Consider the following 16,404-nt stretch of genomic DNA (forward strand, 5'->3'; position numbering starts at 1 on the left):
GAGGGGCTGGGGCTCGGTTTGTATATCGCATCTCAGATCGTAGCGGGTCACAACGGGACGCTATCGGTAACCTCTACGCCTGAGGACGGCACGCGCTTCATAGCGAGGTTCCCTGGCACTTTGGAGTGGACGGAAGAGGGCTAGATGTAAGTCTCGGTTGATAGGTTGCTTCGCCGAACGCCTGGTTGTATGCGCGACAGCGCAGCCATGAGGTAGAGGGCTGCTGTGGCCTGCCGAAGAACATTCGAGCGCGGCCAGCAGGCAAGCATGCAAAGCGGCCTTGCGCTCGATGAACCGCCACCCCATGCCTAGTTCGCGGGCAAGAGGATCACAAAGTTCTTTTTCATGTCTTCCAGTACGGTCCATTTGCCCTTGGCGCCCGGTTCGATAATGAACGTGTCGCCAGCGGCCAGTGTGATGGGGGCGCAACCCTCAAGCTCGATGACGCAGCATCCACTCAGGACATGGCAGAACTCCCAGACTTTATAGTCGATGCGCCACGCGCCGGTGCTGGCTTCCCATTCTCCGGAAATGCGACCTTGTTGTTCATCGTGATAATACTTGGACGTCAGCGTATGAGGCGTGCCTTCCACGACCGCTTCGAAAAAGGGAAGGTCGCGCACCGGTTGGATATCCAGTTCGCGGAATACGGTCAGCTTCTTGTTCATGGTTTTTTCTCGAGCACGTTGTGGGTAGGGCGATACATCAAATAGGCTTCACCGGTTACGTTCAGCATCGGGTGCGGAACGATCTGGCAGGTTTTAACAATTTGAAAGCCGTGACGTTCGTAGAAGCGGCGTGCACCGTGGTTTTCGGCATAATCAATCAGGCATAGCCCATCAAGGCCAGCGTCCTCAGCGCGTTGCTGAGCGTGGCGAAGAAACTGGACGCCCAGCCCTTGGCTGCGCCAGGCTTCATCCAGGGCCAAGCTGGATATGTATAAGGTGTCGGGTATCTCCATGTCGGAATACGGCGCGAGGACCGGGTCGGTCTCGACAGGCCTGTCAGGGGTCTCGCGCAAAGCATAGCTATGCATCATGCCGATGACGCGCCCTTCGAAAATGGCCATCAGGCAGTTCTTGTAGGAAAAGTCGCCCTGTTCCCTGGCATAGCGAGACGTGCCGACACTCAGCAATGCTTCTCCAGGTGTTGCAAGCTTGCTCCATATGTAATCGGCCATGCCCTCCGATGTCAGTTGAAAGAAGCGCGCAATATCTTGCGCATCCGAGGCATGAGCGGGTCTGAAGTCGATAAGCATGTGCGGTGCTCCCATGGGATCGGGTACTTGATTTTCAAGGATTACCCCTTTGGCCAGGTGGCAGGTTAGGTGGATTCAACGGTACCCATCATGCTCTGGGCGAACACCGTCAGCACGGCATGCGACGCTGCTTCAGCTCGGTAAAGTGAAACCCTGCGCACTGGCGCTGGGATTGGGAGATCTGCGCGGGTGAGCCGTTCACGCGGCTCGATGAGGCGTTGCAAGCCTGCGCCAATCGGCTGGGCGACGCTTGCTGGTTACTGTCAGCCGTGCCGCCAGGTCGCTGGCCGGCCTGGCTGATGAGCTCATCATCCAGGCCTTGCGCCGACAGGCGATAAAGGCCCGTGAACGGCCGACCCGCAACACAGGATACCCATGAGAAGGGGCGGCATGCCGCTGGCCTTGGTTTCAGGACTATTCAGCGGAGCTGAGGGCTGGTCCATCGTGACCGGCGAAATGCGCCGATTCAAAAATGCGCCGGTCAGTGCTGCGCGCTCTCTACCGCAATGCTTTCGCCGCAAACTTCCAGGTGCTTGATGCTGCGATTGGCGATGGCGTAGTGGATCAACGCGCCCAGGCCTGCACCGAAGAACCAGGAGAACTGCGACAGCGTCTCGAACGCCGGCACAAGCGCCAGCACGATGGCGATCAGCGAAGCCGGGATAAAGGCGGCCACGGCGCGCAGGTTGACCCCGCCGCTGTAGTGATAGGCGGCTTCTGTGCTTTCGCTATACAACTGCGGCAGGTTCACCCGGCTGCGACGTACCAGGTAATAGTCGGTGACGATGATGCCGTACAGTGGGCCGAGCAGGGCGCCCAGGCCGCCGAGGAAATACACGATCACGGATGGGCTGTTGTACAGGTGCCAGGGCAGGATCACTACCGCGATTGCGGCACTGAGCAAGCCAGCGCGGCGGAAGTTCAGCAGGTTCGGCGCCAGGTTGGCGAGCACGTAGGCCGGCGCGACGAAGTTGGCCATGATGTTCACCGCCACGGTGACGATCAGGAAGGCCAGGCAGGCCAGCACCAGGCCGGCAGTGTTCGGGATGGCGGCGACAATGTCGGTCGGGCCCTGCACCAGCTTGCCGTCAATGCTGAACTGCGCACCGGCCAGCACCACGGCGATCAGCGCGAAGCCGAGCATGTTCACCGGCAGGCCCCAGAAGTTGCCCACGCTGATGGTGCGCCGATCCGGGCAGTTACGGGTAAAGTCGCAGAAGTTGAGAATCATGGTGCCATACAGCGAAACCCACAACGCAGCGGCGCCGAGCACCTTCAGCCACTGGCTGGAGCCGGTTGGCGCGTTGCCGCTGGACCAGGCTATCGACAGGCCACTGCGCCAGTACATCCACCCCGCCAGGCAGGCGAACGCGACCAGAATGATCGGCCCGGTGATCGACTCGAAGCGGCGCACCATCTCCATGCCGTAGGCGAAGATCGCCACCTGCACACACCAGATACCAAGGAAGGTGAGCCAGCCCAGGGTCGACAGGCCGAGGATCGAATTCTGGTCGTAGGCCTTAAGGTCCGGAGCGATGGCGGTCAGCAGCACGCGCAGCACGACCGAGGCGAGGTAGGTCTGGATGCCGAACCAGGCGATGGCGATCACCGCACGGATCAGTGCCGGAATCTGCGCCCCATGAATGCCGAAGCTGATCCGGCACAACACGGGGTAGGGCAGGCCGGTCTTCTGGCCCATGTAGCCGGACAGGTTCATCAGGCCGTAGATCACCATCGCGCCGAGCGCGAAGGCGGCGAGGATCTGAGCGCCGCTCATGCCCAAGGCAAAGAGGCCGATGGCGAAGGAATAGTTGGCGATGTTATGCACATCGTTGGTCCACAGCGCAAACAGGCTGTAGCGCCCCCAAGTGCGATTTGCCGCGCGTGTCGGGGCAAGGTCGGCACTGTACAGGCGCGGGCTCAACGCCAGCTGACTGGGCCCAGCCGTATCGGCCGGGAGAGCATCGAGCTGGTCAACATCGGAACGTGAAATCGACGCCATCGGAACTCCATGATGGTTGTGTACTTTTATTTTTGGTCTTGTATACAAACAAGATTCGTACCAACCCATGCGTTCGGTGGCTCCCACTGCTTTATAGCCTTCATCCGGCATAGTCAGCAGGTGATCCAAGGCTGTAATTGGGAATTTTGTGCACATTTTTTGGGTAAGGTTGTTACCACTCGCACCACGGCTGGCCGTGCGCCGGGCCGGCAGCTTTTACCCGGTGTATTGAGCGGGTGGCTTTGCGGATGATGTTCCGACTAAGCTGGGGGCAGGGATATATGGGGGCTATTGGATGTTGCGTGTACCGCTTGGGCTGAGTCTGTTGCTCGCCGCCGCCATGGTCGAAGCGGCTCCCTTTCAGGTGCCCACGCCGGCCGCACTCAGGAGCCAGCTTGAAAGCCTCAAGCCTGGCCAGTTTCTCTGGTACCCGCAGGTCTCGCCGGTGGGGCCGGTGACCGTTGTGGTCAGCCTTACCGAGCAACGAGCCTACGTCTATCGCAATGGCATCGCCATTGGCGTCAGCACCGTCAGCAGCGGCAAGGCCGGCCGGGAAACCCCCACCGGGGTATTCAGCATTTTGCAGAAGAAGGTCGAGCACAAGTCCAGCCTCTACAACAGCGCACCGATGCCCTACATGGAGCGCCTGACGTGGGATGGCATCGCCCTGCACGCTGGCCATCTACCGGGGTACCCTGCCTCGCATGGATGTGTTCGACTGCCGATGGATTTTGCAAAGAAGCTGTATGAAGTCACCGGTTTCAGCTCAACCACAGTCATCGTTTCCGATACCAACAGTGCCCCGGTGGAGGTTTACCACCCCGGCGTGCTGGCGCCGACGGTCAGTGATGGCAAGGCCCAGGGCCCGCTGGTGCTGAGCAACCAGCAATTCTGGGACGACCCAGACCCGACGGCAGGGCCACTGTCGATCCTGATCAGCCGCGCCGATATGCGCGCCTACGTGTATCGCGGTGGGCAACTGATCGGTTCGGCACCTGCGCTTTCGCTTGAAAGCCGTCAGCATCGTAGCGGCATGGCGGTGTATTCCCTGCTGCAAAAGCCATCCACCCTTGCCCTCGATGACGGGCTGCCCCTGCGTTGGTCAGTGGTGGGCCTGAGCAACCCGGAGTACGGGAATACGCCCTATGAACAACTGGGGCAATTGAACATCAACCCGGCGTTCCGCCGCCATTTACGTGCGGCGATGGACGTTGGCACGATGCTGGTGATTACGGACTGGGCATCGACCCGGGATACCCGCAGCGACGGAAAATTCACGGTGATCAGCACCGAAGGCAGTGAAGCATCCAAACCATTGGTCAAGAAGTGATCGGCATTGCTGAGATAATCAAGCAAAGTAGCCAATTTTGGCTGCAATCAAGGCAAGAAAAGCCAGTTTTTCACAGGGTATTCCATGTCGATTTTCCAATTATTGCGGGGGGCCTTACGGCTTTCGGTGGCCGGTATTGGCCTGTGTTTTCTCAGCACCGGGCATGCCGCCGATGCGCAACCCCTGCCGAGTGCGGCCGAGCTGCAGCAGTTGGCGCCAAACGCCAGTCTCTCGACCTTGGCACTGGCACTCAGCGCCTATACCTGCGCGAGTCATAGCAACGCGGACAAGCTGCTGACGGTGATCGATTATTCCAAAGCCTCGCGTGACAAACGCCTGTGGGTGTTCGACCTGCGCGCCAGGAAACTATTGTTTGAGGAGTGGGTGGCCCATGGCAAGAACAGCGGCGCGGATGTGCCGACCACGTTCTCCAATGCGCCTAACAGCTTCCAGTCCTCCATCGGCCTGTATGAGACCGGGCAGACCTACAGTGGCAAGCACGGCCGCTCGCTGCGCCTGCAGGGGCTGGAACCGGGGTTCAACGACAACAGCATGTCGCGGGCGATCGTTATGCATGCTGCTGCGTATGCCGACCCCAAGGTAGTACCGGGTCTCGGGCGCCTGGGGCGCAGCCAGGGCTGCCCGGCCGTTCGTCCAGCAATTGCCGGCAAGCTGATCGAGACGCTGCAACGCGGCAGTTACGTATTTGCCTATTATCCTCAGCAAGACTGGCTGAAGAAATCGCGCTTTCTTAACGCCCAGAGCTGTGCGCTGCCCAATCAATCGGTCGCCAGCAAGTAAGCCTTCGCTCCCTTGGGGCAGGTCAAGCCCCGCAAAATGATAGTATGCGTGACGCAGCGGCACTGTGCTGAAGCAGCAGTTGGCTAGCCGGAAAGTTGTCATCGTGCTGGCGCAAGTCATTGGCAGTGGAGGGGATTGATGGAGGTTTGTTACGACGCTGAACGGATGACACTGAGTCGTGCTAACTTATCGACAACGTTAGGCAGTAACGAAAGCGATCTGTTGCTTGCCCTGATAGCAGGCATTACTGATAAAGAGGCGATAATCTCTCAAGTATGGGGTGCTCGGGGCTTGGTTGTCTCTGACAGTAGTTATTATAAAACAGTGCATGCGCTTCGTTCGAAGCTGGTTGATGTTGGTGTGCCTCGAGACAGTTTGAAAACATTGCCTAAGCGAGGGTTGATACTGCTGTGTGAAATCACCATGGTTTCCGCGGACGTTGCAGTTGAACGTGACATGCCATTGCACCTCGAGCAAGACAGGCCTCGGGCATCATCGGGCGCCAATGAGCAACCCGTCGGCAATGACAGCAAGCAGAGCGGCTCGAGTGAGACTGTAGCTGGCAAGGCGGAGCTCGCTGAAGAAAGGCAAAACGCTGTCATGGCCCCCCTTCCATTGCGTGACGGATGGATAAGAAGAAATAGCCACTTGTTTTTACCGGCTCTCGCTTTTCTAGGCGCGTCGCTCCCCGTTATTTATGCCTACCTGATGTTTCACAAGCCGCCGGACCTGGAAGCGTGGAAACGTGTCTGGGAGCGTGATGGGGCAACGCTGTACGCCGAACAGAGTGAAAATATGTCTAAGGATGATGTATTGGCGGCGATGGCCGGGTTCGAGCCGGCGTTGGTCTTGAAAGACAGCAACTATTATGTGCGCAAGCCTCTCAGTCAGTTGCTGGTAAGTTGTGTAAAGCCAGAAAGCCACGGGGAGGCATTGTGCGTAAATTATCTTCGCGTTGGAAAAAAGTGATTGGGTTTACGTCACTTCTCTCGGTTTTTATTTTTGCGGGCTTGATAAGCAATTACCTGATATCGGTCTACCGAGATAGTCCTCGGGCCCCGTGCAGCGCCTCCATTGACTTTGTTCATGTGGAGGAGGGAGAGGGGCTTTGGCGCGGCGTCGGAGATATGACGATCGACCCCAATGAGGGTGCGATCTATGCCTATTATCATGTGATAAGCCCGCGCGGTGTAAAATATGTGTATGACAGACGCTTCGAGTTGTCGCTGACGCACCTGGACACCTCGCGATATCTCTTCAAGACACGTTCTATTTCAACATTCGATGGCGATACGGCGGGAAGTCATATTCCATTCATGGCCCGTGGTTTTCAGGGCGGCATCATGACCTTCAATGCTTTCTCGGATTTTGAGTACTATTTCAATGTGAATAACCTGGTGGTAGGGGTGTGCCACGTGCCGCGTTAGTGAATATTGCGCTGTTTGAGTAGGCGCTCGTCCGCTGCCCGGGGGATGCGGTTATCAGGGCAGGGTAGGCGGTGTACAGGCGTTTGGTAAGAAAAAGTAAGGGTCAGGCGCCTGTTGAGGTGGTTAAGTAAGGCCAAGTAAGGTCGACGTAAAGCCGGTCGCGTCATCGCGAGGTACTGTGCTGCCCAGGTTGAGCATGGTGCTCGATGGTTTTACAAGGCTTTCAGGTATGCAGGGTCGACGTGTTGTGGGTAAGCAGTTAGCAGGGTATCCGTACAGGAAGCACGCGCTCGGTATTCGTAGCGTGGGGGCAGCGCCTTTTTTACTGGTTGTATTCGCTGTGTTTGCAGTGTGTGACCTGTCTTTGGCAGGAGATGTTAAGCGCTGTGAACAGCGCAGAGACGAGATTGCTCACGAAAGGGATCAGGCAATACGGTATGGGAATATATACCAGCAGAGAGGATTGGAAGCTGCGTTGTCTCGGGTTCAGCGGTATTGCCGTGATGATGAACCGAGCGAACCAGGCGAACAAGTGTCTCGCGCACTGAAAGACGTTCACCGGAGGGAGGACCAGCTGGAAGCTGCGATAGCGTCCGGGTCTTCCAGAATGGTTGAAAGATACAAGGGGAAACTGGAGCAAGCGCAGGAGCGGCTGCGCAGGGTTTCAGGGGAAGAAAGGTAGTTACATTGTTATATTGATCGGTGGTCAACGGGGCGTTTAATGAAGTCATTGATGTGTATGTGTCCGCTTTTATTTTCCTTTCTGGTTTCCGGTTGTACCGCGAGTGATTGGGTTGAAGTGGCGGGCGGTGTCATGCAGGGGCGTGACGATTATAATAAAGCCCAGCGCACTGCGCGCTTGAAGCGCGCGAATAAGGCGGCGATGCGGATGAAGCGGAGCCATTTTGTTGAGTGATGCCAGTAAAGGGCTCGCTGACGGGTCTGCTGAAGTGATGGTATAACGGCTTTAACGCTGCTTCGGGTGTTCTTTATTCAGGTTTATTAATGCGCTTTATATTTTCCTTGTCCACTTATTGTTTTTTGGTTTTTTCCAGCCCTGCGATGGCGATGAATGATTTCTGGGCCGAAACCCTCATCTCCAGCACGAGCACTGCAACCACCTACTTGACCTCGCGGGATAAAAAGCTGATAGCCGCAACGCGAGATGATGCCAGCAGCTATGTTGCGAGCGATGGCAACATCAAGGGGGTCTACCTTGAAGCTGCGATGGATAAATTTCGGCACTCCCATCCAGACATAGCTATCAGTGACATGGCCTTGGCTCAATTCATATTGGCTTACGAGAACTATTAACCTTGAAGGTCAAACGGCCACGACTGGCTGGCTTGCGGGGGAGCGCGTCGAGCACGCGAGCACCCCTGTTGCAGAAACCGAAGGCCGCAGCAGCGCAGACTGCGGCCATACCCAATCACACGCTGCGGGTCAGGCCGCCGTCAACCTTGATGTTTTGCCCGGTGATGTAGGCAGCGCCTTCGCTGGCGAGAAACGCGATGGTGGCTGCGATTTCCTCGCGGGTGCCATAGCGTTTGAGCGGCACGCTGTCGCGGCGTTGTTCGGTGGCCGGCAGGCTGTCGATCCAGCCGGGGAGAACGTTGTTGATGCGCACGTTATCCCCGGCAAAATTGTCGGCGAAGATCTTGGTGAAGGCGGCCAGGCCCGAGCGGAAAACAGCAGAGGTCGGGAACAACTCACTCGGCTCGAACGCCCACGCCGTGGAAATGTTGATGATCACCCCCCCTTTCTGGCGTTGCATGTAAGGCGTTACCAGGCGCGTAGGGCGGATGACATTGAGCAGGTAGGTGTCCATGCCCTTGTGCCAGTCCTCGTCGCTGATCTCCAGGATCGGCGCGCGCGGGCCATGGCCAGCGCTATTGACCAGCACGTCGATGCGGCCCCACTTTTCTACCACGGCATCTACCAGGCGTTTCAGGTCTTCAACCGACTGGTTGCTGCCGGTTACGCCAATGCCGCCAAGTTCGGCAGCCAGTGCTTCGCCCTTGCCCGAAGAGGAAAGGATGCCCACCTTGAAGCCGTCAGCGGCCAGGCGTCGTGCTGCTGCCGCGCCCATGCCGCTGCCACCGGCTGTGATAATCGCAACTTTTTCTACTGACATGCTGCCTCCAACGTGAACGGCTGATTGCTTAGGTGCAATCACCTTAGCAGTAGCCCCAGCGGGGAGGGAGGCAGCCAAACTTTACCGTGGCAGTAGATTAACTATTGTCAGCCTGTTGCTTGAGCCAGCGCCGCACAACGCCTAGCGATTCAGGCTGCTGCAGCTTGCGTGGCCACACCAGATAGAACGACTTGTCGAGCCCTAGCTGCTGAGCGAAGACCTGGACCAGCCTGCCCGCAACGATTTCATCGCTGACGAACGCCAGGCTGGCCAACGCAATGCCCTGACCACTGATGGCCGCATCAATAGCCAACGAGGTCTGATTGAACCGCAGGTTCTTGGCCGTCGGTTGCGCGTGTTGCGGGAACACTGCGGCCAGGTATTGAGGCCAGAAATCATGGGCATCGTGAAGCATGATGAAATCTTGAAGCTGCGCAAAGCTGGCGGGCACACGGGTGCCCTCAAAAAGCGTTGGGCTGGCCACGGCGACAATGCGCTGATCCATCAGCAGTTCGCTGTTCAAGCCCGCGCCGATTTCAGGCTTGCCGTAGCGCACTGCGATATCCACGCCATCGGTGCTGAAGTGCGACAGCCGGTCCGTGGCCAGCACACGCAGATCGATATCCGGGTGTTTTTGCGCAAAGTTGCCCAGCCTGGGGATAAGCCACTTTGAGGCAAACGTCGGGGTAACGCTGACGGTCAAGTGAGCCGCCTGTGGCCGGAGCAGCCGGGTTGCTTCATCAATCATTGCCAAGGCGCTGCGGATGCTGGCGCTGTAGCCCAGGCCCGCATCGGTCAGCGCCAGGCCCCGCGGGAGGCGCTCGAACAAACGAAGCTTCAGGTGCGCTTCCAGCCCACGTATCTGTTGAGCAACTGCCGCCTGGGTCACACCCAGTTCCTCGGCAGCCAGGCGGAAGTTCAGGTGGCGGGCAACCACTTCAAACACGCGTAGCGCGTTAAGCGGGGGCAGTTCAGGGAAACCGTTTGGCATGACGATGGCAATGGCCGGGCTGGGAAGATTCACCGCGCAGGCTACTCCCTGAGCACCGTTAAAGAAACCCGGCCCACCTTTATCAACCCAGATCCCTGGGCCGCAGGGCATCGGTTCGCTGCTGCGCATTTCCATCGTCCTGCTTGACTCGTGAAAAATTTACTGTATTTTTTCATGAAAAATAACTCTAAAAATTTCACGGCAGCCCAATCGATGAAGATGCACGAAGAGGTTGAAGCCCTCGCGATCCTTATTCACGACCTGCGCAAATTCAAGAACCTGACCCTGGGCGAGCTGGCCGAGCGCATCAACCGCTCGGTCGGCTTCCTCTCTCAGGTCGAACGCGGTGTTTCGCGCCCTACCGTGGCGGACCTCACCGCCATCAGCGAAGCGCTCGGCGTGTCGACCGCGTACTTCTACAACCTCAGCAAGCCCCGCAGCATTGGTTGGGTCACGCGCCCCCACGAGCGGCGCACGCTGTACCTGGAGTCGGGCATTACCGATGTGCTGGCTTCGCCCACCATCGCCGGTGCCTTCGCCATGCTCGACAGCCACCTCGAACCAGGCGCCACCAGTGGCGAGGCGTACCTGAGTGACCGTTCCGAGCAGGGCTGTTTCGTACTGGAAGGCGAACTCACGGTATGGCTGGACCACGGCGAGCCCGTGACCCTGCAGGCCAACGACTGCTTCCAGGTGCAACCCCACGCGCAGTTCCGCTACGCCAACCTCACGGCAAAACCCACCCGCGTGCTCTGGGTCTTCAATTGAATTCGTTCACCTCACAAGGATAAGAAGATGAGTGTCATCTTTCCGGATCTGCTGGCTGAAGTGCGCTCGTTCCGAGCGGAGCACCCAGAAATTCGTTATGTCGACCTGATTGCGCTGGATATCCCCGGGCACTTCTACGGCAAGCGCTACCCCATGGACATGCTGGAAAAGGTTGCAGCCGGTGCACCTCTGAAGCTGCCGCAGAACTGCGTGTTGTTGGGTACCCAGGGTGGCCTTTACCCGATTGGCGATTACTGCTTTGCCGACGGCGACCCGGATGCTGCCCGGCGCCTGGTGCCGGGTACCCTGAAGCCAGTGCGCTGGGAAAAAGAAGTGATTGCCCAGATGCTCATCACCTCCGACGGCACCGACAAGCCTATCGAGTTCGAGCCCCGTGAAGTGCTGGCCCGCGTGATTCAGCGCCTGGCCAAACGCGGCATCCGCCCGGTGGTGGCTTTCGAGCTGGAGTTCTACTTGTTCGACCGCAAGCTCGACAACGGCCTGCCACAGTACCCACGGGACACCGCGACCGGGGACGAGGACGACCAGCCGAACATGCACATCGAGCGGCTTTCACGCTTCTCGTCGGTGCTGCACGAGATGGTCGATGGCGCCAACGAGCAGGGTGTGCCGGCGAACGTCATCACCGCAGAGCTGGGCCCTGGCCAGTTCGAGATCAATTTTTCCCACAGCGACGATGCGCTGAGCGCGGCGGACTGGTCGGCGCTGTTCTGCCGCAGTACCCGCGGTATCGCCATGAAGCACGGCTACCGTGCCAGCTTCATGAGCAAGCCATACCTGGACGCGCCGGGCAGCGGCATGCATGTGCACGTCAGCCTGTATGACGCTGCCGGCAACAACATCCTGGCCGGCGCGCAGCAGCGCAAGCTGCGCCATGCGGTGGCGGGGTGCCTGGAGCTGCTGCCGCACTGCATGCCGATCTTCGCCCCCAACCACAATGCTTACCGCCGTTACGGCGCCATGGTGAACGCGGCGAGCAAGGCCAGCTGGGGCTTCGAAGACCGTGATGCGTGCATTCGCATCCCCGAGTCCGACCCGCGCAACCTGCGCATCGAACACCGCATCGCCGGTGCCGATGCCAACCCGTACCTGGTGTTGGCGGCCATTCTGACCGGCATGGAGCATGGCCTGGACCGTGGCGTCGAGCCCATCGCCCCGCTGAACGAAAACCGTCAGAGCGGTATCGACTTCCCCAAAGATGCCCTCGGTGCCCTGGCCGCCATGCGTCACCACCCGGTGGTCAACGAAGGCTTGGGCAGTGAGTTCGTGATGGTGTACTGCGAGAACAAATACCAGGAACAACTGGACTTCATGCGCCACATCGATGCCCGCGAATACCGCTGGTTCCTGTAGGTGGCGAAGTCCAGACAGCGACGCTGCACCCTCCCTTTCACTACAACACGCAATATGGATTTGCCGGAGGAAGATATGCCCCGTGTGCCCGTTATCGGCATTACCGCATGCACCAGCATGATCGAGCTACATGCAACCCAGACCATCAGCGAGAAATACGCGCGTGCGGCGGCCAAGGCAGCGTGTGGGTTGCCCATCGTGATTCCCAGCCTAGGTGAGCTGATGGACAGCGCCGATATTCTCGACGTGGTGGACGGGCTGATTTTCACCGGTTCACCGTCCAACATCGAGCCGTTCCACTACAACGGCGCGGCCAGTGCAGAGGGCACGCTGCACGACCCGCTGCGTGATGCCACCACGTTGCCGCTGATGCGTGCGGCCATCGCCGCCGGCGTGCCGGTGCTCGGCATTTGCCGGGGCTTCCAGGAAATGAACGTGGCACTGGGCGGCACGCTGCACCAGAAAGTCCACGAGACCGGCGTGTTCATGGACCACCGCGAAGGCAAGGACGAGCCCCTGGACAAGCAATATGGGCCGCGCCACACCCTGCATGTAAAGCCCGGCGGCATGCTCGATCGCATGGGCTTGCCGGCGATCTTCGACGTCAATTCCATCCATGGCCAGGGCATCGATGTACTGGCCCCGGGGCTACGGGTGGAAGCGCTGGCACCCGATGGCCTGGTGGAAGCGATTTCGGTCGAGAACGGCAAGGGGTTTGCCCTGGCCGTGCAATGGCACCCCGAGTTCCAGGTCATGGACAACCCGCATTACCTGACCATCTTCCAGGCCTTTGGCAAGGCCTGCCGACAGCGCTCTGTACTGCGCCAAAGGCTGTTGCTGTCGGCCTGAACACCGACCGTTCCCAACTATAAAAGTACCCGCGCAGCCTGGCCGCGCAACTTGATGGAGTAGAAGTCAATGAGTGAAAAGAATTCGCAGACCCTTGCCTGGCAATCGATGAGCCGCGACCATCACCTGGCCCCGTTCAGCGATGTCAAACAACTGGCTGAGAAAGGCCCGCGCATCATCACCTCGGCCAAGGGCGTGTACCTTTGGGACAGCGAGGGCAACAAGATTCTCGATGGCATGGCCGGCCTGTGGTGCGTGGCGGTCGGCTACGGTCGCGATGAGCTGGCCGAAGTTGCCAGCCAGCAGATGAAGCAGCTGCCTTACTACAACCTGTTCTTCCAGACCGCGCACCCCCCTGCGCTGGAGCTGGCCAAGGCAATCGCCGATGTGGCGCCGCAAGGCATGAACCATGTGTTCTTCACCGGCTCCGGCTCTGAAGGCAACGACACCGTGCTGCGCATGGTGCGCCATTACTGGGCGCTGAAGGGCAAGAAGAGCAAGCAGGTCATCATTGGCCGCATCAACGGCTACCACGGTTCTACCGTGGCGGGCGCAGCCTTGGGTGGCATGAGCGGCATGCACCAGCAGGGCGGGGTGATCCCGGATATCGTGCACATCCCGCAGCCGTACTGGTTCGGCGAAGGCGGCGACATGACCGAGGCCGACTTCGGCGTGTGGGCGGCCGAGCAGTTGGAAAAGAAGATTCTTGAAGTTGGCGTAGACAACGTTGCCGCCTTCATCGCCGAACCGATCCAGGGCGCCGGTGGCGTGATTATTCCGCCGCAAACCTACTGGCCGAAGGTGAAGGAAATTCTCGCCAGGTACGACATCCTGTTCGTTGCCGATGAAGTGATTTGCGGCTTCGGCCGCACCGGTGAATGGTTCGGTACCGACTACTACGACCTCAAGCCCGACCTGATGACCATTGCCAAGGGACTGACCTCTGGTTACATCCCCATGGGCGGGGTAATCGTGCGTGACGAAGTGGCCAAGGTCATCAGCGAAGGCGGTGACTTCAACCATGGCTTTACCTATTCCGGCCACCCGGTGGCAGCTGCGGTAGGCCTGGAGAACCTGCGCATCCTGCGTGACGAGCAGATCATCCAGCAGGTGCACGATAAAACCGCGCCGTACCTGCAACAACGCCTGCGCGAACTGGCCGACCACCCGTTGGTGGGCGAAGTGCGCGGCCTGGGCATGCTCGGCGCAATCGAGCTGGTGAAAGACAAGGCCACCCGCGCCCGTTACGAAGGCAAAGGTGTCGGCATGATCTGCCGCCAGCACTGTTTCGACAACGGCCTGATCATGCGCGCCGTGGGCGACACCATGATCATCGCGCCGCCGCTGGTGATCAGCATCGAGGAGATCGACGAGCTGGTGGAAAAAGCCCGCAAGTGCCTGGACCTGACCTATGAGGCTGTGCGGTAAGGGCAGAGGTTTTGCCTGTAGATTTTCAGCACCTGTGATATCGAGCGCCGCCCACGCGGCGCTCGATCTACGCCCCAACCGCAAAACCCACGTCAGGCCCCCAAAGCAATTTGCTTTGTGAGATGAATCCTGTACTTTTCAAGGCATTATTTTCCCGTCTGAAAGTCGCGATTCAACTATGAAAGTGCACGAAGAAATCGAAGGCCTGGCAGTACAGATTCGCGACCTGCGCAAGTTCAAAGGCCTCACGCTGGGCGAGCTGGCTCAGCGTATCGGCCGTTCGGTGGGCTTTCTGTCCCAGGTCGAACGGGGCGTGTCGCGCCCGACCGTGGCCGACCTCACAGCCATCAGTGAAGAGCTCGGCGTCTCGACCGCCTACTTTTACAAGCTGGACAAGCCCCGCGAGCTCGACTGGGTCACCCGCCCTCACGAGCGGCGTACCCTTCACCTGGCGGGTGGCATCACCGATGTGCTGGCATCCCCCACGATAACGGGCGCGTTCTCCATGCTCGATAGCCACCTGGAGCCAGGGGCCAGCAGTGGCGAGGAATACCTGGACGACAGCTCGGAGCAGGGCTGCTTCGTGCTCGAAGGCGAGCTGACGGTGTGGCTGGGTGGTGGCGAGCCGGTCACGCTGCGGGCCAGTGACAGTTTTCAGTTGCAACCCCACGCCAGTTTTCGCTATGCCAACCTCACCGACAAGCCCACCCGCGTGCTCTGGGTGTTCAGCTGAGAGGCGTTTGGGTGCAGGTCACATAGGTAAGCTGTAGTCCCGCTCGACAAGAAACGACCCATCGCAGACCATCTGAAGCTTCCACAAGGATGCCCAGGAACGAATGCCATGGCTTGCCTGCCGACGCTGCATACCGATCGCCTTGTACTCACACCCCTGCGACTGGAGGATGCACCTGCAATCCAGAAACTGTTCCCGCAATGGGAAGTTGTCCGCTACCTCGATCGTCGCGTCCCATGGCCATATCCGGAAGACGGTGCGCTGGTCTATGTACGGGATATCGCCCTGCCTGCCATGGCTGCGGGCCGTGAATGGCACTGGATGATCCGCCTGCGCAACGAGGCTGACTGCACCATTGGCAGCATCAGTTTGTATGAGCAGCCTGGAAACAACAGAGGCTTCTGGCTTGCGCCGCAGTGGTGGGGCATGGGCTACATGCGCGAAGCCTGCAGGGTCATCAACGCCTATTGGTTCGAGGCGTTGTCACGCCCGCTCATGCAGGTTCCCAAAGCCGTTGCCAACCACGCCTCGCGCAAGGTTTCAGAGCATGAGGGAATGCGCAGGGTGAGTACCCGCGATGGATATTTTGTTTCTGGGCCAATGCAGGTCGAGGTATGGGAGCTGACACGCAGTGACTGGTTCAGCGCGTCGAAAACCGGACACTAGCTTGAGCATTCTGATCACTCGACCAAGACAAGCCATGGCCAACGCTCCCGGTAGCTGGCGGCTTTTTCCCTGAACAAGCCTGGCCGTGGGTTCAGCTCGTTCATATTCAGCAGATCGTGCTGCAGGTCATCCAGGCCATGGGTGCTGTACAACGTGCCCGTGCACACATCAACCCCAAGGCAGGTCGAGCGGATCAGGTAGCGGTCGATGCCATCCGTGACCTTGAGCAATGGCGAATAAGCACCGCCGAATTTCCCCTGGTACCACAGGTGGACGCGGGCCTGGTTGCGCACTTCCACGTTGACGCCCAAGTGCGCGCAGGCCTGCTGCACCCTGGTGATTACCCGGTCCTCTGCCTCCCAGGACACATCGGCGTCAAAGTAGGCGATGTCATAGTCCTTGATGCCCCAGCCGGCAGGCAGCCCTGCGCGGTGGTTCCAGAAGGTCTGGAACAGGGCGCCTGCCACCAGCATGCAGTGGGGGATATCCAGCGTTGCCAGCACCGCCAGGAGTGCCCGGTTTACCGGGTTCTCGCGGATGATCGCCAGTAACTGCTCGTCAGTCAGTGAATGCACGGATACCGTCCTTGATAGTCGCATTGCAAGGGCTGAGCTTACCTGAATGGCGCCAAAGCCATCACTGG

General features: G+C 59.2%; 20 protein-coding genes. 14 read left to right on the plus strand and 6 right to left on the minus strand.

Annotation, left to right across the window (positions count from 1 at the left end):
• Nucleotides 1-144, plus strand: a 144-nt coding sequence (locus tag AC07XM_RS19920) for a sensor histidine kinase (protein ID WP_146026075.1), incomplete at its 5' end; no start/stop codon positions are given.
• A 164-nt stretch (nucleotides 145-308) separates the two neighbouring features.
• Here AC07XM_RS19920 and AC07XM_RS19925 read toward each other — a convergent pair.
• The 3 genes from AC07XM_RS19925 to AC07XM_RS19935 all read right to left on the minus strand — a co-directional run bounded on the left by AC07XM_RS19925 (nucleotide 309) and on the right by AC07XM_RS19935 (nucleotide 3,329).
• Nucleotides 309-668 (minus strand): cupin domain-containing protein, encoded by a 360-nt coding sequence (locus AC07XM_RS19925; protein WP_023047148.1) that lies wholly within the window; start codon nucleotides 666-668, stop codon nucleotides 309-311.
• Nucleotides 665-1,258, minus strand: a complete 594-nt coding sequence (locus tag AC07XM_RS19930) for a GNAT family N-acetyltransferase (protein WP_023047147.1) — start codon at nucleotides 1,256-1,258, stop codon at nucleotides 665-667. Before AC07XM_RS19930 ends, AC07XM_RS19925 begins: the two co-directional genes overlap by 4 nt.
• 481 nt (nucleotides 1,259-1,739) lie before the next feature.
• Nucleotides 1,740-3,329: an NCS1 family nucleobase:cation symporter-1 gene (locus tag AC07XM_RS19935; protein WP_371262310.1), complete on the minus strand. Its 1,590-nt coding sequence runs from the start codon at nucleotides 3,327-3,329 to the stop codon at nucleotides 1,740-1,742.
• 226 nt (nucleotides 3,330-3,555) lie between these two features.
• On the opposite strand from AC07XM_RS19935, the gene AC07XM_RS19940 reads away from it, so the two are divergent.
• From AC07XM_RS19940 to AC07XM_RS19970, 7 genes are all read left to right on the plus strand, one after another.
• On the plus strand, nucleotides 3,556-4,590 hold the full coding sequence (locus AC07XM_RS19940; protein WP_016485764.1) for a L,D-transpeptidase: 1,035 nt from the start codon (nucleotides 3,556-3,558) through the stop codon (nucleotides 4,588-4,590).
• Nucleotides 4,591-4,674: 84 nt separating this feature from the next.
• Nucleotides 4,675-5,391 carry a murein L,D-transpeptidase catalytic domain family protein gene (locus AC07XM_RS19945; RefSeq protein WP_016485765.1) on the plus strand — a complete coding sequence of 239 codons (717 nt, stop codon included), beginning with the start codon at nucleotides 4,675-4,677 and terminating at the stop codon, nucleotides 5,389-5,391.
• Nucleotides 5,392-5,529: 138 nt separating this feature from the next.
• Nucleotides 5,530-6,360 carry a winged helix-turn-helix domain-containing protein gene (locus AC07XM_RS19950; RefSeq protein WP_016485766.1) on the plus strand — a complete coding sequence of 277 codons (831 nt, stop codon included), beginning with the start codon at nucleotides 5,530-5,532 and terminating at the stop codon, nucleotides 6,358-6,360.
• The gene (locus tag AC07XM_RS19955) at nucleotides 6,327-6,818 is read left to right on the plus strand and encodes a hypothetical protein (RefSeq protein ID WP_024717329.1); all 492 of its coding nucleotides are present in this window, start codon (nucleotides 6,327-6,329) and stop codon (nucleotides 6,816-6,818) included. Before AC07XM_RS19950 ends, AC07XM_RS19955 begins: the two co-directional genes overlap by 34 nt.
• 229 nt (nucleotides 6,819-7,047) lie before the next feature.
• Nucleotides 7,048-7,500 carry a DUF1090 family protein gene (locus AC07XM_RS19960; protein ID WP_060518344.1) on the plus strand — a complete coding sequence of 151 codons (453 nt, stop codon included), beginning with the start codon at nucleotides 7,048-7,050 and terminating at the stop codon, nucleotides 7,498-7,500.
• Between the two features lie 39 nt (nucleotides 7,501-7,539).
• A complete protein-coding gene (locus tag AC07XM_RS19965) occupies nucleotides 7,540-7,734 on the plus strand; it encodes a hypothetical protein (protein ID WP_033731210.1) in 195 nt (64 codons plus the stop codon).
• A gap of 89 nt (nucleotides 7,735-7,823) precedes the next feature.
• Nucleotides 7,824-8,132, plus strand: a complete 309-nt coding sequence (locus tag AC07XM_RS19970) for a DUF2388 domain-containing protein (RefSeq protein ID WP_016485770.1) — start codon at nucleotides 7,824-7,826, stop codon at nucleotides 8,130-8,132.
• Between the two features lie 115 nt (nucleotides 8,133-8,247).
• Here the strand turns inward: AC07XM_RS19970 and AC07XM_RS19975 are convergent, their stop codons facing one another.
• Nucleotides 8,248-8,952 (minus strand): SDR family oxidoreductase, encoded by a 705-nt coding sequence (locus AC07XM_RS19975; protein WP_016485771.1) that lies wholly within the window; start codon nucleotides 8,950-8,952, stop codon nucleotides 8,248-8,250.
• 97 nt (nucleotides 8,953-9,049) lie between these two features.
• The gene (gcvA, locus tag AC07XM_RS19980) at nucleotides 9,050-9,943 is read right to left on the minus strand and encodes a transcriptional regulator GcvA (RefSeq protein WP_033734083.1); all 894 of its coding nucleotides are present in this window, start codon (nucleotides 9,941-9,943) and stop codon (nucleotides 9,050-9,052) included.
• Between the two features lie 213 nt (nucleotides 9,944-10,156).
• Here gcvA and AC07XM_RS19985 point away from each other — a divergent pair, with 213 nt between their 5' ends.
• The 6 genes from AC07XM_RS19985 to AC07XM_RS20010 all read left to right on the plus strand — a co-directional run bounded on the left by AC07XM_RS19985 (nucleotide 10,157) and on the right by AC07XM_RS20010 (nucleotide 15,761).
• Nucleotides 10,157-10,711 carry a helix-turn-helix domain-containing protein gene (locus tag AC07XM_RS19985; protein ID WP_016485773.1) on the plus strand — a complete coding sequence of 185 codons (555 nt, stop codon included), beginning with the start codon at nucleotides 10,157-10,159 and terminating at the stop codon, nucleotides 10,709-10,711.
• A 27-nt stretch (nucleotides 10,712-10,738) separates the two neighbouring features.
• The gene (locus AC07XM_RS19990; protein ID WP_016485774.1) at nucleotides 10,739-12,085 is read left to right on the plus strand and encodes a glutamine synthetase family protein; all 1,347 of its coding nucleotides are present in this window, start codon (nucleotides 10,739-10,741) and stop codon (nucleotides 12,083-12,085) included.
• Nucleotides 12,086-12,160: 75 nt separating this feature from the next.
• Entirely contained in the window at nucleotides 12,161-12,934 is a 774-nt protein-coding gene (locus tag AC07XM_RS19995) for a gamma-glutamyl-gamma-aminobutyrate hydrolase family protein (protein WP_016485775.1), read from the plus strand.
• A 69-nt stretch (nucleotides 12,935-13,003) separates the two neighbouring features.
• Nucleotides 13,004-14,362, plus strand: coding sequence for an aspartate aminotransferase family protein (locus AC07XM_RS20000; RefSeq protein ID WP_016485776.1), 1,359 nt, complete (start codon nucleotides 13,004-13,006; stop codon nucleotides 14,360-14,362).
• A 178-nt stretch (nucleotides 14,363-14,540) separates the two neighbouring features.
• A complete protein-coding gene (locus AC07XM_RS20005; RefSeq protein WP_102689645.1) occupies nucleotides 14,541-15,095 on the plus strand; it encodes a helix-turn-helix domain-containing protein in 555 nt (184 codons plus the stop codon).
• A gap of 108 nt (nucleotides 15,096-15,203) precedes the next feature.
• The gene (locus tag AC07XM_RS20010; RefSeq protein ID WP_016485778.1) at nucleotides 15,204-15,761 is read left to right on the plus strand and encodes a GNAT family N-acetyltransferase; all 558 of its coding nucleotides are present in this window, start codon (nucleotides 15,204-15,206) and stop codon (nucleotides 15,759-15,761) included.
• 14 nt (nucleotides 15,762-15,775) lie between these two features.
• On the opposite strand, the gene AC07XM_RS20015 is transcribed toward AC07XM_RS20010, so the two are convergent.
• A complete protein-coding gene (locus tag AC07XM_RS20015) occupies nucleotides 15,776-16,336 on the minus strand; it encodes a nucleotidyltransferase family protein (protein WP_016485779.1) in 561 nt (186 codons plus the stop codon).
• Nucleotides 16,337-16,404 lie beyond the last annotated feature (68 nt).

The sequence above is a fragment of the Pseudomonas sp. GW460-LB5 genome, from assembly GCF_059423245.1.